The 19,738-nt window shown below is 68.5% G+C and carries 18 protein-coding genes; 17 read left to right on the plus strand and 1 reads right to left on the minus strand.

The features are described from left to right. Positions 1–34: 34 nt before the first annotated feature. From badI to pcaF, 13 genes are all read left to right on the plus strand, one after another. Positions 35–823 (plus strand): 2-ketocyclohexanecarboxyl-CoA hydrolase, encoded by a 789-nt coding sequence (gene badI / locus LCHO_RS05920; RefSeq protein ID WP_012346217.1) that lies wholly within the window; start codon positions 35–37, stop codon positions 821–823. A gap of 19 nt (positions 824–842) precedes the next feature. Continuing rightward, positions 843–2,012, plus strand: coding sequence for a cyclohexanecarboxyl-CoA dehydrogenase (gene aliB, locus LCHO_RS05925; RefSeq protein WP_012346218.1), 1,170 nt, complete (start codon positions 843–845; stop codon positions 2,010–2,012). 36 nt (positions 2,013–2,048) lie between these two features. Next, positions 2,049–3,692 carry a cyclohexanecarboxylate-CoA ligase gene (gene aliA / locus LCHO_RS05930; RefSeq protein ID WP_012346219.1) on the plus strand — a complete coding sequence of 548 codons (1,644 nt, stop codon included), beginning with the start codon at positions 2,049–2,051 and terminating at the stop codon, positions 3,690–3,692. A 33-nt stretch (positions 3,693–3,725) separates the two neighbouring features. Continuing rightward, positions 3,726–4,718, plus strand: coding sequence for a Bug family tripartite tricarboxylate transporter substrate binding protein (locus tag LCHO_RS05935; RefSeq protein ID WP_012346220.1), 993 nt, complete (start codon positions 3,726–3,728; stop codon positions 4,716–4,718). A gap of 39 nt (positions 4,719–4,757) precedes the next feature. Further along, complete coding sequence (locus tag LCHO_RS05940; RefSeq protein WP_012346221.1) at positions 4,758–5,534, plus strand: enoyl-CoA hydratase; 777 nt, start codon at positions 4,758–4,760, stop codon at positions 5,532–5,534. 44 nt (positions 5,535–5,578) lie between these two features. Next, positions 5,579–6,739, plus strand: coding sequence for an acyl-CoA dehydrogenase family protein (locus tag LCHO_RS05945; RefSeq protein ID WP_012346222.1), 1,161 nt, complete (start codon positions 5,579–5,581; stop codon positions 6,737–6,739). A gap of 16 nt (positions 6,740–6,755) precedes the next feature. Further along, positions 6,756–8,441 carry an electron transfer flavoprotein-ubiquinone oxidoreductase gene (locus tag LCHO_RS05950; RefSeq protein ID WP_012346223.1) on the plus strand — a complete coding sequence of 562 codons (1,686 nt, stop codon included), beginning with the start codon at positions 6,756–6,758 and terminating at the stop codon, positions 8,439–8,441. 68 nt (positions 8,442–8,509) lie between these two features. Beyond that, positions 8,510–9,694: an acyl-CoA dehydrogenase gene (locus tag LCHO_RS05955; RefSeq protein ID WP_012346224.1), complete on the plus strand. Its 1,185-nt coding sequence runs from the start codon at positions 8,510–8,512 to the stop codon at positions 9,692–9,694. 13 nt (positions 9,695–9,707) lie between these two features. Then, complete coding sequence (locus LCHO_RS05960; RefSeq protein WP_012346225.1) at positions 9,708–10,457, plus strand: electron transfer flavoprotein subunit beta/FixA family protein; 750 nt, start codon at positions 9,708–9,710, stop codon at positions 10,455–10,457. Between the two features lie 2 nt (positions 10,458–10,459). After that, positions 10,460–11,386 carry an electron transfer flavoprotein subunit alpha/FixB family protein gene (locus tag LCHO_RS05965; RefSeq protein WP_012346226.1) on the plus strand — a complete coding sequence of 309 codons (927 nt, stop codon included), beginning with the start codon at positions 10,460–10,462 and terminating at the stop codon, positions 11,384–11,386. 2 nt (positions 11,387–11,388) lie between these two features. Further along, entirely contained in the window at positions 11,389–12,174 is a 786-nt protein-coding gene (locus tag LCHO_RS05970) for an enoyl-CoA hydratase-related protein (protein ID WP_012346227.1), read from the plus strand. Next, the gene (locus tag LCHO_RS05975) at positions 12,171–13,685 is read left to right on the plus strand and encodes a 3-hydroxyacyl-CoA dehydrogenase (RefSeq protein WP_012346228.1); all 1,515 of its coding nucleotides are present in this window, start codon (positions 12,171–12,173) and stop codon (positions 13,683–13,685) included. The genes LCHO_RS05970 and LCHO_RS05975 overlap by 4 nt, the downstream gene beginning before the upstream one ends. After that, positions 13,682–14,887, plus strand: coding sequence for a 3-oxoadipyl-CoA thiolase (gene pcaF / locus LCHO_RS05980; protein WP_012346229.1), 1,206 nt, complete (start codon positions 13,682–13,684; stop codon positions 14,885–14,887). The genes LCHO_RS05975 and pcaF overlap by 4 nt, the downstream gene beginning before the upstream one ends. A 25-nt stretch (positions 14,888–14,912) precedes the next feature. On the opposite strand, the gene LCHO_RS05985 is transcribed toward pcaF, so the two are convergent. Further along, positions 14,913–15,845, minus strand: a complete 933-nt coding sequence (locus LCHO_RS05985) for a helix-turn-helix domain-containing protein (protein ID WP_012346230.1) — start codon at positions 15,843–15,845, stop codon at positions 14,913–14,915. Between the two features lie 139 nt (positions 15,846–15,984). Between LCHO_RS05985 and LCHO_RS05990 the strand changes: the two genes are divergently transcribed. The 4 genes from LCHO_RS05990 to LCHO_RS06005 are packed head-to-tail and all read left to right on the plus strand — an operon-like array spanning position 15,985 to position 19,701. Continuing rightward, positions 15,985–16,848, plus strand: a complete 864-nt coding sequence (locus LCHO_RS05990; protein WP_012346231.1) for an SDR family NAD(P)-dependent oxidoreductase — start codon at positions 15,985–15,987, stop codon at positions 16,846–16,848. Beyond that, complete coding sequence (locus LCHO_RS05995; protein WP_012346232.1) at positions 16,845–18,548, plus strand: FAD-dependent oxidoreductase; 1,704 nt, start codon at positions 16,845–16,847, stop codon at positions 18,546–18,548. Before LCHO_RS05990 ends, LCHO_RS05995 begins: the two co-directional genes overlap by 4 nt. Continuing rightward, complete coding sequence (locus LCHO_RS06000) at positions 18,545–18,907, plus strand: NIPSNAP family protein (protein ID WP_012346233.1); 363 nt, start codon at positions 18,545–18,547, stop codon at positions 18,905–18,907. Before LCHO_RS05995 ends, LCHO_RS06000 begins: the two co-directional genes overlap by 4 nt. After that, positions 18,904–19,701, plus strand: coding sequence for an SDR family NAD(P)-dependent oxidoreductase (locus LCHO_RS06005; protein WP_012346234.1), 798 nt, complete (start codon positions 18,904–18,906; stop codon positions 19,699–19,701). Before LCHO_RS06000 ends, LCHO_RS06005 begins: the two co-directional genes overlap by 4 nt. The last annotated feature ends 37 nt before the right edge of the window (positions 19,702–19,738 follow it).

The raw sequence follows: 19,738 nt of genomic DNA on the forward strand, positions 1-19,738 counted from the left end.
CTTCTTCTCCTCACCCGAATCAAGAGAGAACACCATGACGGTCGAATTCGAAGACATCCTGTACGAAGTCCGCAACACGGTTGCCTGGATCACGATCAATCGCCCCGAGAAGATGAACTCGTTTCGCGGCCAGACCTGCGACGAGATCATCAAGGCGCTGAACAAGGCCGGCTACGACAAGGGCGTCGGCGCCATCGTGCTGGCCGGCGCCGGCGACCGGGCCTTCTGCACCGGCGGCGACCAGTCGGCCCACAACGGCAACTACGACGGCCGCGGCACCATCGGCCTGCCGATGGAGGAACTGCACACCGCCATCCGCGACGTGCCCAAGCCGGTGATCGCACGGGTGCAGGGCTTCGCGATCGGCGGCGGCAACGTGCTGTGCACGATCTGCGACCTGACCATCGCCTCCGAGAAGGCCATCTTCGGCCAGGTCGGCCCGAAGATGGGCTCGGTCGATCCGGGCTACGGCACCGCCTTCCTGGCCCGCGTGGTCGGCGAGAAGAAGGCGCGCGAGATCTGGTACCTGAACCGCCGCTACAGCGGCGCCGAAGCCGTGGCCATGGGCCTGGCCAACATCTGCGTGCCGCACGACCAGCTCGACGCCGAAGTGCAGAAGTGGGGCGAGGAAATCGGCGAGCGCAGCCCCACCGCGATCGCCATCGCCAAGCGCAGCTTCAACGCCGACACCGCGCACCAGAGCGGCATCGCCGGCCTCGGCATGTACGCGCTCAAGCTGTATTACGACACCGAGGAATCGCGCGAGGGCGTCAATGCATTGAAGGACAAGCGCAAGCCTGACTTCCGCAAATTTGCCAAGTGAGCCTTCAGGAGAAGCCGCGATGAATCCGAACCCCTACATCGACGAAGACCTGCAAGCGCTGGCCGACACGGTGCGCCGCTTTGCGACCGAGCGCGTGGCGCCCGGTTTTCTGGAGCGTGACAAGACCCGCGTGCTCGACCGTGCGCTGCTGCGCGAGATGGGTGAGCTCGGCTTCATCTGCCCCGAACTGCCCGAAGAGTTCGGCGGGCTCGGCATGGGCTGCCTCGCCGCCGGCGTGATCCACGAGGAGATCGCCCGCGCCGACCTGAGCTTCTCCTACCTGAACCTGCTGGCGTCGCTGAACGGCCAGATCCTGTCCAAGTACGGCCACCCCGACGTGGTCGGTCCGTGGCTGAAGAAGCTGACCCGCGGCGAGGCGATCTGCGCCATCGCGCTGACCGAGCCGCGGGGTGGATCGGACGCCGCCAACCTGCGCCTGCGCATCGAACGGGGATCTGACGCTCAGGGCGACTTCTACGTCATCAACGGCGAGAAGACCTCGATCTCGGCGGCCGACCAGGCCGACATCACCGTCGTGTTCGGCCGCACCGGCACGCCCGAGTCCGGCGCCCACGGCGTCACCGCGCTGCTGGTGCCGATGGACAGCGCGGGTGTCACGACCAACCGCTTCGACTGCCACGGCCAGCGCGCCATCGGCCGCGGCTCGATCTTCTTCGAGAACGTGCGCGTGCCGGTCAGCCACCGGCTCGGCGACGAGAACAAGGGCTTCGTGCAGGTCATGCACGGCTTCGACTTCTCGCGCTCGCTGATCGGCCTGCAGTGCCTGTCGGTGGCGCGCGTAGCGCTGGAGGAAACCTGGGAATACATCACCCAGCGCCAGGCCTTCGGCCAGCCGCTGTCGGCCTTCCAGGGCGTGACGCATCCGCTTGCCGCATACGACACCGAGGTCGAAGGCGCGCGCCTGCTGTGCCTGCAAGGCCTGTGGCTGAAGGACCGCGGCCTGCCGCACACGGCCGAGGCCGGCATGGCCAAGTGGTGGGGCCCCAAGCTGGCTTATGACGTCATCCATCAATGCCTGCTGTGCTACGGCCACGGCGGCTACGACCGCGGCCTGATGGAGCAGCGCCTGCGCGACGTGCTGGGCTTCCAGATCGGCGACGGCACGGCGCAGATCATGAAAACCATCATCGCCCGCGTGCGCGCCGGCCGCCAGTTCGTGCCCGCCTGATCCGCCAGATTCCACTCGCAAAGAGGAGACAAGACCATGAACTTCGACACCGTCCTGCTGCCGCCGCGCCGCGCCGCCAGCGTGGCCGCAGGCCACTGGTTCGACCGCACCATCAACGACGACCTCGACGCCTGCGTGGCAGCCTGTCCCGACAAGGTCGCGCTGACGGCGGTGCAGGTCGAGTCCGGCGAGGTCCGGCGCTTCACCTACCGCGAACTGGCTGCGATGGCCGATCGCGTGGCGGTCGGTCTGTCGCGTCTGGGCGTGGGTCGCAACGACGTGGTGGCGATGCAGCTGCCCAACGGGTGGCAGTTCACCGTCGTCTACCTGGCCTGCTCGCGCATCGGCGCGGTGGTCAATCCGCTGATGCACATCTTCCGCGAGCGCGAGCTGACCTTCATGCTCGGGCACGGCGAGGCCAAGGTGCTGATCGTGCCCAAGACCTTCCGCGGTTTCGATCACGAGCGCATGGTCGACACCATCCGGCCCGACCTGCCGAAGCTGCAGCAGGTGGTGGTGGTCGGCGGCAGCGGCGCCAACAGCTTCGAGGCGCTGCTCTGCGGCCCGGCCTGGGAGAACGAGCCCGATGCGCACGAGGTCCTGACCCGCAGCCGCCCCGGCCCCGACGACGTCACCCAGCTGATCTACACCTCGGGCACCACCGGCGAGCCCAAGGGCGTGATGCACACCGCCAACACGGTGATGGCCAACATCATTCCGTACGCCGAGCGGCTGCACCTGGGCAGCGACGACGTGGTGCTGATGGCTTCGCCGATGGCGCACCAGACCGGCTTCATGTACGGCCTGATGATGCCCATCATGCTGCGCGCCAGCGCCGTGCTGCAGGACCTCTGGGACGCCCGGCGCGCCGTCGAGCTGATCCGCAGCGAGGGCGCCACCTTCACGATGGCTTCGACGCCGTTCCTGAGCGACCTGGCCAAGACCGTCGCCGAAACCGGCACCTCGGTGCCGACGCTGCGCACCTTCCTGTGTGCCGGCGCACCCATCCCCGGCGCACTGGTCGAGCAGGCGCGCAAGGTACTCGGGACAAAAATCGTGTCGGCCTGGGGCATGACCGAAAACGGCGCCGTCACGCTGATCAAGCTCGACGACGACGACCAACGCGCCTTCACCACCGACGGCTGCCCGCTGCCGGGCGTCGAGCTCAAGGTGGTCGATGCCGACGGTGCCGAACTGCCGGCCGGACAGGCGGGCAAGCTGCTGGTGCGCGCGGCATCGAACTTCGGCGGCTACCTGCACCGCCCGCAGTGGAACGGCACCGACGCCGACGGCTGGTTCGACACCGGCGACCTGGCGCGCATCGACGCGCAGGGCTACATCCGCATCAGCGGGCGCAGCAAGGACGTGATCATCCGCGGCGGCGAGAACATCCCGGTGGTCGAGGTCGAGGCGCTGCTGTACCGCCACCCCGCGGTGGCGCAGGTGGCGATCGTGGCCTACCCCGACGAGCGGCTCGGCGAGCGCGCCTGCGCGTTCATCACTACCAAGCCGGGCCAGAGCCTCGATTTCGCCGGCATGGTCGAGTTCCTGAAGGCCCAGAAGCTCGCCATCCAGTACATCCCCGAGCGCCTGGTGGTGCGGGACGCGTTGCCGTCCACGCCCTCCGGAAAGCTGCAGAAATTCAAGCTGCGCGAGATGGTGCGCGACGGCTCGATCTGACCCCCGACAACACCTGCTCCAGGAGACAAGACCATGAAGACTTCCCTTTCGTCGATGCCCCGCCGCCGTGCCCTGCAACTGGCCGCGGCGCTCGCCGCCGGCGTGGCTGCGGGCGGCCTGCAGGCGCAGACCGCCTGGCCGGCCAAGACCATCCGCATCGTGGTCGGCTTCGCCCCCGGCGGCACCACCGACGCGATGGCGCGCATCGTCGCGCAGTCGCTCACCGAGTCGCTCGGCCAGACCGTCATCATCGAGAACAAGCCCGGTGCCAGCGGCAACCTGGCCGCCGGCGAGGTGATCAAGGCCACGCCCGACGGCTACACCTTCCTGCTCGCACCGACCTCGGTCGAGACGGCGAACCCCTCGCTGTTCAAGTCGGCCATCCTGCCCTCGCGTGACCTGAGCCCGGTGATGAGCATCGGCCGCACGCAGATGTACCTGATCGTGCGCCCGACGCTGGAGGTCAAGGACGTCAAGCAGCTCATCGCCATGGCCAAGGACAAGCCGGGCCAACTGTCCTACGCCTCGTCGGGCACCGGCACGCCGCCGCAGCTGGCGGGCGAGCTGTTCAAGCAGAGCACCGGCACCTTCATCACCCACATCCCCTACCGCGGCGCCGCGCCGGCGCTGCAGGACGTGATGGCCAGCCAGGCCGACATGGCCTTCGACCCCGGCATTGCCTTTCCGCACATCAAGGCCGGCAAGGTCAAGCTGCTGGCGGTGGCCAGCGACAAGAAGTCGCCGTTTTTCCCCGACGTGCCGACCTACGCCGACCTGGGCATCACCAACGCCAGCCTCGACATCTGGTTCGGCCTCTGGGCGCCCAACAACATGCCGGCCGACATCACCGCGCGGCTCTCGCGCGAGCTGACCAAGGCCTTGGCCAACCCGGCGCTCAAGCAGCGTTTCGGCGACCTCGGCGCCGAGCCGGTGGCGCTCGATACCGCCGAATTCAAGAAGCTGCTGGTGCAGGAAGGCAAGACGCTGTCCACGCTGATCAAGGACCGCAAGATCGTCGTGGAATGAGCTTCTTCAGACCCCCAGTGAACCCGTGACGAGACGACGATGACCGAACACCCCATCCTCACCGAGACCGTCGGCCGCGTCGGCGTCATCACGCTGAACCGGCCCCGCCAGCTCAACGCGCTCAACGACGCCCTGATGGACGCGCTGGGTGCCGCGCTGCTGGCCTTCGATGCGGACGAGGCCATCGGCGTCATCGTCGTCACCGGCGGCCCCAAGGCCTTCGCGGCCGGCGCCGACATCGCCGCGATGGTCGACTGGACCTACATGGACGTCTACCGCAGCGAGTTCATCACCCGCAACTGGGAAACCATCCGCCGCGTGCGCAAGCCGGTGATCGCCGCGGTGGCCGGCTTCGCGATGGGCGGCGGCTGCGAGCTGGCGCTGTCGTGCGACATCGTGATCGCCGCCGAGAGCGCGAAGTTCGCGCTGCCCGAGATCAAGCTCGCGCTGCTGCCGGGTGCCGGTGGCACGCAGCGCCTGCCGCGCGCGATCGGCAAGGCCAAGGCGATGGACATGTGCCTGTCGGCCCGCACCCTCGATGCCACCGAGGCCGATCGCTACGGGCTGGTCTCGCGCGTGGTGCCCGACGAGCAGCTGATGGCCACCAGCCTGGCGCTCGCCACCACCATCGCCGGCTACTCGCTGCCGGCGCTGATGGCGCTGAAGGAGTCGGTCAACCGGGCCTGGGAGGGCTCGCTCGCCGAAGGCATAGCCTACGAGCGGCGCGAGCTGCACGCGCGCTTTGCTAGCGCCGACGCCCACGAAGGCATGCGCGCCTTCCTCGACAAGCGCAAGCCCGAATTCAAGCACCGCTGAGCCCCCGGCATTGCCGAGCTGACCCCCACCTTCACGGACGCATCATGGCCATCGACACCGAATCATTCGACCTGCTGCTCGCCAGCGTGCAGCGCTTCATCCGCGAACGCCTCGTGCCGGCCGAAAACGCCGTCGAGGAGCACGACGAGGTGCCGGCCGACATCATCGAGGACATGAAGGAGATGGGCCTGTTCGGCCTGACGGTGCCCGAGGAATACGGCGGCATCGGCCTGTCGGTGAGCCAGGAGGTGCTGGTCAACTACGAGCTGGGTCGCACCGCGGCGGCTTTCCGTTCGGTGTTCGGCACCAACATCGGCATCGGCTCGCAAGGCATCCTGATCGACGGCACGCCCGAGCAGAAGGCCGATTACCTGCCCCGGGTCGCCAGCGGCGAGCTGATCATGTCGTTTGCGCTGACCGAGCCCGACGCCGGCACCGACGCGGCCTCGCTCAAGACCCGCGCCGAGCTCGACGGTGACCACTACATCCTCAACGGCACCAAGCGCTTCATCACCAACGCGCCGCGCGCCGGCGCCTTCACGCTGATGGCGCGCACCGGCGGGCCGGGCGCGGGCGGCGTGTCGTCCTTCATCGTGCCGGCCGGCCTGCCGGGCCTCAAGCTCGGCAAGCCCGACAAGAAGATGGGCCAGCGCGGCACCAAGACCTGCGACGTGATCCTGGAGAACGTGCGCGTGCCGGCGGCCAACATCATCGGCGGCGTGCCGGGGCAGGGCTTCAAGACCGCGATGAAGGTGCTCGACCGCGGCCGCCTCAACATCTCGGCCGTGTCCTGCGGCCTGGCCTCGCGCATCATCGACGAGTCGCGCCGCTATGCGCGCGAGCGCAAGCAGTTCGGCAAGGCCATCGGCGAGTTCCAGCTGATCCAGGCCATGCTGGCCGACAGCCAGGCCGAGATGCTGGCCGGCTGGTCGCTGGTCAAGGACGTGGCCCTGCGCTTCGACGCCAAGCCGGCCCATGTGTCGGACCCGGACGTCTCGATGCGCGTGTCCTGTGCCAAGCTGTTCGCCACCGAGATGGTGGGCCGCGTGGCCGACCGCGGCGTGCAGATCCACGGTGGCGCCGGCTACATCAACGAATACCCGGTGGAACGTTTCTACCGCGATGCCCGCCTGCTGCGCCTGTACGAAGGCACGACGCAGGTCCAGCAGATCATCATCGGCCGCGAGCTGATCAGCCGCGACTGACCACGGAGCGCCGTTCATGACACCGCAGCAGTTGCTCGATCAACACGGCCCGCGCGAGGCGATGGACTACGACGTCGTGGTCGTCGGCGGCGGCCCGGCCGGCCTGGCCACGGCGATCCGGCTCAAGCAGCGGGCCGCCGCGGCCGGCGCCGAGCTGTCGGTGGTCGTGCTCGAAAAGGGCAGCGAGCCCGGCGCCCACACGTTGAGCGGCGCCGTGATGGACCCGCGTGCGCTGACCGAGCTGTTCCCCGACTGGCAGCAGCGCGGCGCGCCGCTGCATCAGCCAGTCAGCGCCGACGAGGTGCTGTTCCTGAGCGAGACCGGCGCGAAGAAGACACCCGCCTGGCTGGTGCCCGACTGCTTCCACAACCACGGCAACCACGTCATCAGCCTGGGCGCGTTGACGAAGTGGCTGGGCGAGCAGGCCGAGGCACTGGGCGTCGAGATCTTCCCCGGCTTCAGCGCCGCCGAGGTGCTGTACGACGAACGCGGCGCGGTGCGCGGCGTGGCCACCGGCAACGTCGGCATCGGCCGCGACGGCCAGCCGCACGACGGCTTCCAGCTCGGCATGGAGTTGACGGGCAAGTACACCGTGTTCGCCGAAGGCGCGCGCGGCCACCTCGGCCGGCAGCTGATCGAGCGCTTCCAGCTCGACGCCGGCCGCGATCCGCAGAGCTACGCGCTGGGCATCAAGGAACTGTGGGAGATCGATCCGGCGAAGGCGAAGCCCGGGCTGGTGGTGCACACCGCCGGCTGGCCGATGGCGAGCGACACCTATGGCGGCGGCTTTCTGTACCACCTCGAAGGCAACCGGGTCACGCTCGGCTTCGTCACCGGGCTGGACTACAAGAACCCGTGGCTGAGTCCGTTCGAGGAGATGCAGCGCTGGAAGACCCACCCGGCCATCCGCGCCCACCTCGAAGGCGGCAAGCGCATCGGCTACGGCGCCCGCGCCATCACCGCGGGCGGCCTGCTGAGCCTGCCCAAGCTGGTGTTCCCGGGCGGTGCGCTGGTCGGCTGCGAGGCTGGCACGCTGAACGCTGCGCGCATCAAGGGCAGCCACGCCGCGATCAAGACCGGCATGCTGGCCGCCGAAGCCGCGTTCGACGCGCTGCAGGCCGGCCGCGCCCACGACGAACTGGCGGCCTACCCGGCGGCGTTCGAGCAGAGCTGGCTGCATGCCGAGTTGAAGCAGTCGCGCAACTTCAAGCAGTGGTTCAAGAAGGGCAACACGGTCGGCGCGCTGATGACGGGCATCGAGCAGTGGCTGCTGCCCAAGCTGGGCGTGCAGAGCCCGCCGTGGACGATCCACCGCCAGCAGGCCGATCACCTGCATCTGCAGCCGGCTGCCGCGATGCCGCAGATCGCCTATCCCAAGCCCGACGGCCAACTCACCTTCGACCGGCTCAGCTCGGTGTTCATCAGCAACACCAACCACGAAGAGAACCAGCCCGCGCACCTGACGCTCAAGGACGCTGCCGTGCCGGTCAACCTCAACCTGGCCCGCTACGCCGGGCCGGAGAGCCGCTACTGCCCGGCCGGCGTCTACGAGTTCGTCAAGAATGACGACCAGACGGACCGGCTGCAGATCAACGCGCAGAACTGCGTGCACTGCAAGACTTGCGACATCAAGGACCCGACGCGCAACATCGTCTGGGTCACCCCCGAGGGCGGCGGCGGCCCGAACTACGCCGGCATGTAGTCCCGCCGATCCGTCCCGCCGCAACGCCTGACCACCCCCCATCACGACTCACCCGACCGGAGACCACCATGACTTCCACCGCACGCGCCAGCTTCCATTGGGACGACCCGCTGCTGCTCGACCTGCAGCTGACCGACGACGAACGCGCGGTGCGCGACGCCGCCCGCGCCTACAGCCAGGACCGCCTGCTGCCGCGTGTGCTCGACGCCTTCCGCAACGAGAGCACCGATCCGGCGATCTTCCGCGAAATGGGCGAGCTGGGCCTGCTCGGCGCCACCATCCCCGAGGCTTACGGCGGCGCCGGCCTGAACTACGTCTGCTACGGTCTGGTGGCGCGCGAGGTCGAACGCGTCGACTCGGGTTATCGCTCGATGATGAGCGTGCAGAGCTCGCTGGTGATGGTGCCGATCAACGAGTTCGGCAACGAAGCCACCAAGCAGAAATACCTGCCCAAGCTCGCGCGCGGCGAGTGGATCGGCTGCTTCGGCCTGACCGAGCCGAACCACGGATCCGACCCGGGCAGCATGATCACGCGGGCGAAGAAAGTACCCGGCGGCTACTCGTTGAGCGGCGCCAAGATGTGGATCACCAACTCGCCGATTGCCGACGTGTTCGTGGTCTGGGCGAAAGACGATGAAGGCGCCATCCGCGGCTTCGTGCTGGAGAAGGGCTGGAAAGGCCTGAGCGCACCCGCGATCCACGGCAAGGTCGGCCTGCGTGCCTCGATCACCGGCGAGATCGTGATGGACGAGGTCTTCTGCCCCGAAGAGAACGCCTTCCCCGACGTGCGCGGCCTCAAAGGCCCGTTCACCTGCCTGAACAGCGCCCGCTACGGCATCGCCTGGGGCGCACTCGGCGCGGCCGAAGACTGCTTCCAGCGCGCCCGCCAGTACACGATGGACCGCAAGCAGTTCGGCAAGCCGCTGGCGGCCAATCAGCTGATCCAGAAGAAGCTGGCCGACATGCTGACCGACATCAGCCTCGGCCTGCAAGGCTGCCTGCGGCTGGGCCGCATGAAGGACGAAGGCAGCGCGTCGGTCGAGGTCACCTCGATCATGAAGCGCAACAGCTGCGGCAAGGCGCTGGACATCGCCCGCGTGGCGCGCGACATGCTCGGCGGCAACGGCATCAGCGACGAGTTCGGCGTGGCGCGCCACCTGGTCAACCTCGAAGTGGTCAACACCTACGAGGGCACGCACGACGTGCATGCGCTGATCCTCGGCCGCGCCATCACCGGCCTCGCGGCCTTCTGATCGAGGAGCTGACATGAAGGCACTGGTTCCCGTCAAACGGGTGGTCGACTACAACGTCAAGGTTCGCGTCAAGAGCGACGGCACGGGCGTGGACATCGCCAACGTCAAGATGAGCATGAACCCGTTCGACGAGATCGCGATCGAAGAGGCGGTTCGGCTGAAGGAGAAAGGTGTCGTCACCGAGGTGATCGCCGTGTCCTGCGGCGTCACGCAGTGCCAGGAAACCCTGCGCACCGCGATGGCGATCGGCGCCGATCGCGGCATCCTGGTCGAGACCACCGAGGAACTGCAGCCGCTGGCCGTCGCCAAGCTGCTGAAGGCGCTGGTCGACCGCGAACAGCCCGGCCTGATCATCCTCGGCAAGCAGGCCATCGACGACGACAACAACCAGACCGGCCAGATGCTCGCCGCGCTCACCGACCTGCCGCAAGCGACGTTCGCCAGCAAGGTCGAAGTGATCGACGGCCGCGCGAATGTCACGCGTGAAATCGACGGTGGCCTGGAGACGATCTCCTTGAGCCTGCCCGCGGTCATCACCACCGACCTGCGCCTGAACGAGCCGCGTTACGTCACGCTGCCCAACATCATGAAGGCGAAGAAGAAGCCGCTGGAAATCATCAAGCCGGCCGACCTGGGTGTCGACGTGAGCCCGCGCCTGAAGACGCTCAAAGTGTCCGAGCCGCCCAAGCGCGGCGCCGGCATCAAGGTGCCCGATGTCGCGACCCTCGTGGCCAAACTCAAGAACGAAGCCAAGGTGATCTGAACATGACCGTCCTCGTCATTGCCGAACACGAACACGGCACCCTCAAGGGCGCCACGCTCAACACCGTCACCGCTGCCGCTCAACTCGGCGAGGTGCACGTGCTCGTCGCGGGTGCGAATTGCGCCGCTGCCGCGCAAGCGGCGAGCCAGATCGCCGGTGTCGCCAAGGTGCTGCACGCCGATGGCGCCAGCCTCGGCGAACAGCTCGCCGAGAACATCACCGCGCAGGTGATTGCGATCGCATCCGGCTACAGCCACATCCTGTTCGCCGCCACCGCACACGGCAAGAACGTCGCCCCGCGCGTGGCGGCCAAGCTCGACGTTGCGCAGATCAGCGAGATCACCAAGGTCATCAGCACCGACACCTACGAGCGCCCGATCTACGCCGGCAACGCCGTGGCCACGGTGCGCAGCAGCGACAAGACCCAGGTCATCACCGTGCGCACCACCGGCTTCGACGCCGCGGCACTCGGCGGCAATGCCCCGATCGAAACCATCGCAGCGGTGGCCGACAGCGGCAAGAGCGCCTTCGTCGGCAGCGAGATCGCCAAGAGCGATCGCCCCGAGCTGACCGCCGCCAAGATCATCGTCAGCGGTGGCCGCGCGATGGGATCGAGCGACAAGTTCAGCGAGGTGCTGACGCCACTGGCCGACAAGCTTGGCGCCGCACTCGGCGCCAGCCGTGCCGCCGTCGACGCGGGCTACGCACCGAACGACTGGCAGGTCGGCCAGACCGGCAAGATCGTGGCGCCGAGCCTGTACATCGCCTGCGGCATATCAGGCGCGATCCAGCATCTGGCGGGCATGAAGGACAGCAAGGTGATCGTGGCGATCAACAAGGACGCCGAGGCGCCGATCTTCAGCGTGGCCGACTACGGGCTGGAGGCGGATCTGTTCGTGGCCGTGCCGGAACTCGTGGGAGCACTCTGACCATGAAGACGCTGAAGATCACGCGCAGCGCCACCGGCGTGGCGCAGGTGACGATGGCTCGACCGGAGGTGTTCAACGCCTTCGACGAGCTGATGATTACCGAGCTGGATGCGGCCTTTGCACAACTGGGCGCCGACGACGCCGTGCGCGTGATCGTGCTGGCCGGCGAGGGCAAGGCCTTCTCGGCCGGCGCCGATCTGCAGTGGATGCAGCGCGCCAGCGAGGCCAGCATCGAGTGGAACCTCGCCGACGCGCGCCGTCTGGCGGCGATGCTGTGGCGCATCGACTCCTGCCCCAAGCCGACCATCGCGCGTGTGCACGGCATCGCGCTCGGCGGCGGCGTGGGGCTGACCTGCGCGTGCGACATCGCGGTGGCCAGCCAGAACGCCAGCTTCGCGGTCAGCGAGGCCAAGTTCGGCATCCTGCCCGCCACCATCGGCCCCTACGTGATCAACGCCGTGGGCAAGCGCCACGCCCGCCGCCTGGCGCTGACGACGCGCCGCATCGGTGCCGACGAGGCGCTCGGCATGGCGATGGTGCACCAGGTGGTCGCGCCCGATGCGCTCGATGCCGCGATCGACGAACAGGTGCAGGCGCTGTGCGCCAACGGCCCGCAGGCACTGGCGGAGATCAAGGCGCTGTTCGCGCAATTGTCCGAAGGACCGGTGACGCCCGAGGTGCGCGAACTGACCGCGTTGACCATCAGCCGCGTGCGCGGCACCGACGAGGCGCGCGAAGGTTTTGCGGCCTTTCTCGGCAAGCGGCCGGCCGCGTGGATCAAGGAATGAACGTGACACAACCCTGCACGGTGCTTGTCATTGGCGCCGGCATCATGGGCGCGGGCATCGCCCAGATCGCCGCCCAGGCCGGCCATCCGGTGCGCTTGTTCGACGCCCGCGAAGGTGCGGCCAGCGAGGCCAAGGCCAAGCTCTCGGCCAGCCTGGCGGCGCTGGTCGCCAAGGGCAAGCTGCAGGCCGACGCCGTGGCCGCGGCGCTCGATCGCATCGAGCCGATCGCCGAGTTGACGCAAGCCGCCGATGCCGGCCTCGTGGTCGAGGCGATCGTCGAAAAACTCGACGCCAAGCAGGCCTTGTTGCGGCAGGTCGAGGCGCTGGTGGGCGCCCGCTGCATCCTGGCGTCGAACACCTCGTCGATCTCGATCACCGCGATGGCGCGCGGCCTGCAGCGCCCCGAGCGGCTGGTCGGCATGCACTTCTTCAACCCGGTGGCGGTGATGAAGCTGGTCGAGGTGGTCAGCGGCCTGCACACCGCGCCGGCGGTGGCCGAGGCGGTCTTCCAGCTCGCCGCGGCCTGGGGCAAGACGCCGGTGCATGCACGCTCGACGCCGGGTTTCATCGTCAACCGCATTGCCCGGCCGTATTACGCCGAGGCGCTGGCCTTGCTGCACGAACGGGCGCTGACGCCTGCGGTGCTCGATGCCTGCCTGCGCGCGGTCGGTTTCCGCATGGGGCCGTGCGAGCTGATCGACCTGATCGGCCACGACACCAATCTCGCGGTCACCGAATCGGTCTATCAGGCCAACTTCGGCGACAAGCGCTACATGCCATCGCTGCTGCAGCGGGAGATGGTCGACGGCGGGCTATACGGCCGCAAGTCGGGCCGCGGTTTCTACGATTACAGCGGCGGCGCAGCCTCGGCACCAGCCGCCGATGCCCCCACACCCGATCTGGTGCCCGCCCGAAAGCTCGTGCTGCATGGCGCCGGCTGCGTGGCCGAACAATGGTCGCGGGCGCTGACACAAGCCGGTCTGGCCTTCGATCGCAGCACCACCAGCAGCTGGATTGGCCTCGAGATCGACGGCGCGCAACTGCGCCTCACCGATGGCCGCCCGGCCACGCAGTTGAGCGCGCAGACCGGCGTGCGCGACGTGGCGGTGTTCGACCTGTTCGTCGCCGGCTCGGCGCCCGCTGCGGCGCTGGCCTTCAGCGTCAGCGCCGGCGCGACACCCGTCTGGGCCGAGCAGGCCGCCGCCTGGCTGCGGCTGGCGCAGTTCGCGCCGCAGCGCATCGCCGACGCGCCGGGCCTGGTGGTCGCGCGCACGCTGGCGATGTTGATCAACGAAGCCGCCGATGCGGTGCAGCAGGGCGTCTGCACGGCCGAGGGCGCCGACACCGCGATGAAGCTCGGCGTCAACTACCCCGCGGGCCCGTTCGAGTGGCTGGCCGGCTGGAGCGCCGGCGCGGTGGTGCAGTTGATCGAGCAGCTCGATGCGAACTACCGAGGCGAGCGTTACCGCGTCAATGCAGCGCTGCGCCAGCAAGCCTGGAGCCACCCATGACCCGACACGCCTTCATCTGCGATGCCCAGCGCACGCCCTTCGGCCGCTACGGCGGTGCGCTCTCGTCGGTGCGCACCGATGATCTCGCCGCCATCCCGCTGCGCGCGCTGATGGCGCGCAACGCCGCTGTCGACTGGTCGGCGGTGGCCGACGTGCTGTACGGCTGCGCCAACCAGGCCGGCGAGGACAACCGCAACGTCGCCCGCATGGCCGCGCTGCTGGCCGGTCTGCCGGTCGACGTGCCCGGCGGCACGATCAACCGCCTGTGCGGCTCGGGCATGGACGCGGTGGGCACGGCGGCGCGGGCCATCCGCGCCGGCGAGGCCGAGCTGATGATCGCCGGTGGCGTCGAGAGCATGAGCCGCGCGCCGTTCGTGATGCCCAAGGCCGAGAGCGCCTTCAGCCGCAACAACGCGATCCACGACACCACCATCGGCTGGCGCTTCGTCAACAAGCTCATGAAGGCGCAGTACGGCGTCGACTCGATGCCCGAGACCGCCGAGAACGTGGCGCAGCAGTTCGGCATCGAGCGCGCCGCGCAGGACCGCATGGCGCTGGCCTCGCAGTTGAAGGCGGTCGCGGCGCAGCGCAGCGGTTTCTTCGACGCCGAGATCACACCGGTGTCGATCGCGCAGAAGAAAGGTGACCCGATCGTCGTCAACCAGGACGAACACCCGCGCGAGACCTCGCTCGAATCGCTCGCCAGGCTCAAGGGCGTGGTGCGGCCCGATGGCAGCGTGACGGCGGGCAATGCCAGCGGCGTCAACGACGGCGCCTGCGCCTTGCTGCTGGCCAGCGAAGCGGCTGCCACCAAGAACGGCCTCACCCCACGCGCCCGCGTGATCGGCATGGCCACCGCCGGTGTCGAGCCGCGCATCATGGGCATCGGCCCGGCGCCGGCCACCCGCAAGGTTCTGGCGCTGACCGGGCTGCGGCTCGACCAGCTCGATGTCATCGAGTTGAACGAGGCCTTCGCGGCTCAAGGCCTGGCGGTGCTGCGCGACCTCGGCCTGGCCGACGACGATGCACGCGTCAATCCGAACGGCGGCGCGATCGCGCTCGGCCACCCGCTGGGCGCGAGTGGCGCGCGGCTGGTGATGACGGCGGTGAACCAGCTGCACCGCATCCAGGGCCGCTACGCGCTGTGCACGATGTGCATCGGCGTCGGCCAGGGCATCGCGCTGATCGTCGAGCGGGTCTGAGCCGCCGGCCCGGCTGCGGCTGCCCTCACGGTTCCACCGTGGCCCGGCCCTTGGCCTCGGGTGTCAGCCGCAGCCGCGCGGCGTCGCGGAACTCGGTGGGCGTGCGGCCGATCTGCTTCTTGAAGAAGCGGCCGAAATAGGCCTCGTCGGCAAAACCGAGCACCGCCGCGATCTGCTTGATGCCGAGCGTCGAATAGACCAGCTCGCGCTTGGCCTCGTGCACCACGCGGGCGTTGAGCACGTCGAGGCTCGACATGCCCAGCGCATCACGGCACAGCCGCGACAACTGCCCCGCGCTCAGGCCCATCTCGGCGGCATAGAACTCGATCCCGAGGCGCTTGCGGAAGTGGGCGTCGACCAATGCGCGGAAGCGCTCCACCTGCGCCGCCTTGCGCGAACGGCCGTGGGTGTCCGGCCCTTCCTGCGACTGCAGCGTGGCGGAGATGCGCGCGATCTGCACGAACACCGCCATCAGCAGCGCCGAGCCGGCCGCCACCTCGCCGCTGCCGTGCACGCGGGCCTCGCGCTGGATCGCGTCGAACAGCGGCATCAGCGCATCGACGTGCCGCACCGCATCGCCGACGCTCAGCACCTGCGGCCGGCGGATGTGCGCCAGCAGGTCGGGCGCGCCCACGCTGGCGAGCGATTCGAGCGGGCTCTGCGCGGCGGTCACCACCGGCCCGTCGATGTCGTGCGTGAAGTGGAAACCGTGCACATGGCGCGCCGGCACCACGATCAGCGACTGCGGATGCACCTGCCAGTTCGTGCCGTCGATGAAGGCCTCGCCGCCGCCGTGGGTGACGTAGAGCAGCTGGATCAGGCCCTCGTGGAAATGCGGGTCGATCTCGAACTTGAAGAGCGACGAGCGCTCGTGAATCATCTCGAAATGGACCATGTCCAGCCAGGCCGGCTGGGCCTCTTCGCCATACAGCGCGTAGTTCGGGATGGAGGAGCTCATGCGGGTTTTCACGGGTGGGCGATGCACGAATTGTCCGGCTCACCGCTGCTTTTGTCGATTGAGGCAAGAGGCTGCCGTTTCTACAGTCCAGGCACTGACTAACGGAGACACGGCGCCGGTCGAGAGACCCGCCGATGTGATGCAAATGCCTGAATTGTCTGGCTCCAACTTTCCCCACTGGCTGGGCCTCGAAGGCCGCGTGTGCGTCGTCACCGGCGCGGCCAGCGGCATCGGCCGCGCGGTGGCCGAGTCGCTCGCCGCTGCGGGTTCGTGGGTCGCGCTGGTCGACCGCAACGGCGACGCGGTGCGGCAGGCCGCACACGAGATCGCCGAGTGCGGCGCCCGCGTGCTGGCGCTCGAATGCGACATCACCGATGAAGCAGCGGTGGCCGCTGCGGCGCAGCGCGTGCGCAGCGAACTCGGCCCGGTGGCCGGCCTGGTCAACAACGCCGGCCTGCTGCGCCCGGGCGCGCTCGAGGACGTCAGCGTCGCCGAATGGAATGCGGTGCTGGCGATCAACCTCACCGGCTACCTGCTGTGCGCGCGCGAGTTCGGCCGCGACATGCTGGCCGCCGGGCGCGGCAGCATCGTGCACATCGCCTCGGTGTCTGCGCTGCACCCGCAGACCCGCAGCGGCGCCTACAGCGCCAGCAAGGCCGGCGTGCTGCTGCTCAACAAGCAGATGGCCGCCGAGTGGGGCCCGCGTGGCGTGCGCAGCAATGCGATCTGCCCCGGAATGATCCGCACCGCGCTGTCGGCCCGGTTCTACGAAGAGCCCGGCTTCGAGGCCAAGCGTGCGGCCGTGACCGCCAGCCGGCGCGTCGGCGAGCCGGTCGACATCGCCGAGCCCGCGCTGTTCCTGCTCAGCGACCGCGCGGGCTACGTCAATGGCACCGAACTGGTGGTCGACGGCGGGCTCGACTGCATGTTGATGGACATGGTGCCGCGCCCCGGCTTCAACCACACCGCCGACGCGGCACAGAAGGAATCGAACCCATCATGAACAAGCTCGAATGTGACGTGATCGTCGTCGGCTCCGGCGCTGCGGGATTGGCCGCCGCGATCACCGCGCGCAAGCGTGGGCTCGACGTGGTCGTGCTGGAGAAGGAACCCGTGTTCGGTGGCACCACCGCGCTGTCCGGCGGCGTGTTGTGGATCCCGCTGAACACGCATGGCCGCAAGCAGAACCCGGCCGACACGCGTGAGGCGGTGCGGACCTACATGATGCGCGAGACCGGCACCTATTACGACGCAGCCGCGGTCGACGCCTTTCTCGACAACGGCCCGAAGATGGTCGAGTTCTTCGAGCGCGAGACGGCGATGAAGTTCGTGCCGACGCTCTACCCGGACTATCACCCGACGGTGGACGGTGGCGTCGACATCGGCCGCTCGATCCTGGCAGCCCCGTACGACATCCGCGGTCTCGGCCGCGACATGGCGCGCCTGAAGCCGCCGCTCAAGACCATCACCTTCATCGGCATGATGTTCAACTCGTCGAACGCCGATCTGAAGCATTTCTTCCAGGCGACGAAATCGCTGACCTCCTTTGTCTACGTGGCCAAACGGCTGGTCACGCACATCAAGGAGCTGGCGCTGTACCGGCGCGGCATCCAGGTCACGAGCGGCAATGCGCTGGCCGCGCGGCTGGCGCAATCGGCGCTGGACCTGGGCATCCCGATCCTGACCAGCAGCCCGGCCAAGGAGATCCTGATCGAGCGTGGCAAGGCCGTCGGCGTGCGCGTCGATGGTGAAGGCGGCGAGCGCCGCATCACCGCGCGTCATGGCGTGGTGCTGGCCTGCGGCGGCTTTCCGCACGACATCCAGCGCATTGCCAAGGCCTACCCGCACCTGGCGCGTGGCGGCGAACATCTGTCGCCCACGCCGACGAGCAACACCGGCGATGGCCTCAACATGGCCGAGGCGCAGGGCGCGGCGGTCGACATCCGCTTCAAGGACACCTCGGCCTGGATGCCGGTGTCGAAGGTGGTCTACGGCAACGGCGAGGTGGGCGTGTTCCCGCACCTGCTCGATCGCTACAAGCCCGGCATCATCGGCGTGCTGGCGAATGGCAAACGTTTCACCAATGAATCGGACTCGTATCACGACGTCGGCGCCGCGCTGATCCGCGCCTGCGAAGGTCAGAAGAACACCGCCATGTGGCTCGTGTGCGACAAGCCGACGCTGGCCAAGTACGGCCTCGGTTTCGTCAAGCCGGCGCCGATGCCGATCGGCAAATTTTTGCGCAACGGCTACCTGATCCAGGGCGACACGCTGGCCGAGCTGGCGAAGAACGCCGGCATCGATCCGGCCGGGCTCGAAGCCACGGTGCGCACCTACAACGTCGGCGCGGTCAAGGGTCAGGACCCGGCTTTCGGCCGCGGCACGACCTCGTTCAACCGCTACCTGGCCGATCCGCAGAACCAGCCCAACCCCTGCGTGGCGCCGGTGCAGAGCGGGCCGTTCTACGCGGTGAAGGTGATCATGGGCGACCTCGGCACCTTCGACGGCATCCGCACCAGCGTGGTCGGCGAGGTGCTCAAGCGCGACGGCTCGCCGATCGCCGGTCTCTACGCGGTGGGCAACGACCGCGCCAGCATCATGGGCGGCAACTACCCCGGCGCCGGCATCACGCACGGGCCGAACATGACCTTCGGCTACGTCACGGCCAACCACATCGCCGACCAGGCCGGGAGCCGGGCATGAGCGGGCTGGATGCACTCGGCGTGAGCGCCGGCAAGGTGCTGATCGACCACCGCATCTACACCATCGTGCTGCGCAAGATGCCCGAATTCATCGAGGTATTCGACCGCTTGGCAATGCCGATCCTGCTCGAGACGCTGGGCCATCCGCTGGGCTTCTGGACCAGCCTGGTCGGGCCGCAGAACCAGTTCGTGCACCTGTGGGGCTACGACAGCCTGGCCGACTACGAACAGCGTTGCCGGGCCCGCGACACGCACCCGGATTTCCCGAAATACCTGGCCGCGTCGGGCCACCTGATCACCGCGCAGGAGACGCGCCTGATCCGCCGCGCCGAGCTATCGAGCATGAAGGGGTTGGCATGACTATCGCCATCGTTACTGGTGCCGCCGACGGCATCGGCTGGGCCACCGCACAACGGTTTGCAGCCGGCGGTGCCCGCGTGGTGCTGGCTGACCTGCGTGGTGAGTCCGCCCGCGAGCGCGCTGCCGAGCTGGGCGCCGCCCACATCGGGCTGGCTTGCGACGTGACGTCCGAAGCATCGGTCATCTCGCTGGTCGAGCAGGTGCTGTCGCAATGCGGGCGCATCGACGTGCTGGTCAACAACGCCGGCATCGGCGACCAGGGCGGCGCCACGGTCGACCAGAGGCTCGATGCCTTCGACCGCGTGCTCGGCGTGCACCTGCGCGGCACCTTCCTGATGAGCCGCGAAGTGGCCCGCGTGATGCTGGCGCAGGCGCCGCTGGAGGGCCCGCACGGCTGCCGCGGCGCGATCGTCAACATCGCCTCGATCGTCGCATCGGCCGGCATTCCGGGCCGCAACGCCTACGGGGCGGCCAAGGCCGGCATCGTCGGCATGACGAAGGCGATGGCGGTCGAGTGGGGCCTGGCGGGTGTGCGCGTCAACGCGGTCGCGCCGGGTTATGTGCGCACCGCGCTGGTCGAGAAGTTGCAGGCCGAGGGCCTGCTCAACACCGACGCCATCCACGCCCGCACGCCGATGGGCCGCATGGGCGCGCCGGCCGAGATTGCCGAGGCGATCGCCTTCCTGGCCTCGCCGCAGGCCAGCTACATCACCGGCTCGGTGCTGCAGGTCGACGGCGGCTGGATCGCCCATGGCGGCGCGATTCCGTCGGTGCCGCCGGTGGTGGCGTCCTGAGCCCCGGTCCTGATTCCTGAGTACAACGAGGAGACAA

The sequence above is a fragment of the Leptothrix cholodnii SP-6 genome (assembly GCF_000019785.1).
Lineage (GTDB): Bacteria > Pseudomonadota > Gammaproteobacteria > Burkholderiales > Burkholderiaceae_C > Sphaerotilus > Sphaerotilus cholodnii.

Bases quoted from the DNA above. Each gene is read 5' to 3' on its own strand.
- badI (WP_012346217.1), top strand. From the start codon at position 35: ATGACGGTCGAATTCGAAGACATCCTGTACGAAGTCCGCAACACGGTT.
- aliB (WP_012346218.1), top strand. From the start codon at position 843: ATGAATCCGAACCCCTACATCGACGAAGACCTGCAAGCGCTGGCCGAC.
- aliA (WP_012346219.1), top strand. From the start codon at position 2,049: ATGAACTTCGACACCGTCCTGCTGCCGCCGCGCCGCGCCGCCAGCGTG.
- LCHO_RS05935 (WP_012346220.1), top strand. From the start codon at position 3,726: ATGAAGACTTCCCTTTCGTCGATGCCCCGCCGCCGTGCCCTGCAACTG.
- LCHO_RS05940 (WP_012346221.1), top strand. From the start codon at position 4,758: ATGACCGAACACCCCATCCTCACCGAGACCGTCGGCCGCGTCGGCGTC.
- LCHO_RS05945 (WP_012346222.1), top strand. From the start codon at position 5,579: ATGGCCATCGACACCGAATCATTCGACCTGCTGCTCGCCAGCGTGCAG.
- LCHO_RS05950 (WP_012346223.1), top strand. From the start codon at position 6,756: ATGACACCGCAGCAGTTGCTCGATCAACACGGCCCGCGCGAGGCGATG.
- LCHO_RS05955 (WP_012346224.1), top strand. From the start codon at position 8,510: ATGACTTCCACCGCACGCGCCAGCTTCCATTGGGACGACCCGCTGCTG.
- LCHO_RS05960 (WP_012346225.1), top strand. From the start codon at position 9,708: ATGAAGGCACTGGTTCCCGTCAAACGGGTGGTCGACTACAACGTCAAG.
- LCHO_RS05965 (WP_012346226.1), top strand. From the start codon at position 10,460: ATGACCGTCCTCGTCATTGCCGAACACGAACACGGCACCCTCAAGGGC.
- LCHO_RS05970 (WP_012346227.1), top strand. From the start codon at position 11,389: ATGAAGACGCTGAAGATCACGCGCAGCGCCACCGGCGTGGCGCAGGTG.
- LCHO_RS05975 (WP_012346228.1), top strand. From the start codon at position 12,171: ATGAACGTGACACAACCCTGCACGGTGCTTGTCATTGGCGCCGGCATC.
- pcaF (WP_012346229.1), top strand. From the start codon at position 13,682: ATGACCCGACACGCCTTCATCTGCGATGCCCAGCGCACGCCCTTCGGC.
- LCHO_RS05985 (WP_012346230.1), bottom strand. From the start codon at position 15,845: ATGAGCTCCTCCATCCCGAACTACGCGCTGTATGGCGAAGAGGCCCAG.
- LCHO_RS05990 (WP_012346231.1), top strand. From the start codon at position 15,985: ATGCAAATGCCTGAATTGTCTGGCTCCAACTTTCCCCACTGGCTGGGC.
- LCHO_RS05995 (WP_012346232.1), top strand. From the start codon at position 16,845: ATGAACAAGCTCGAATGTGACGTGATCGTCGTCGGCTCCGGCGCTGCG.
- LCHO_RS06000 (WP_012346233.1), top strand. From the start codon at position 18,545: ATGAGCGGGCTGGATGCACTCGGCGTGAGCGCCGGCAAGGTGCTGATC.
- LCHO_RS06005 (WP_012346234.1), top strand. From the start codon at position 18,904: ATGACTATCGCCATCGTTACTGGTGCCGCCGACGGCATCGGCTGGGCC.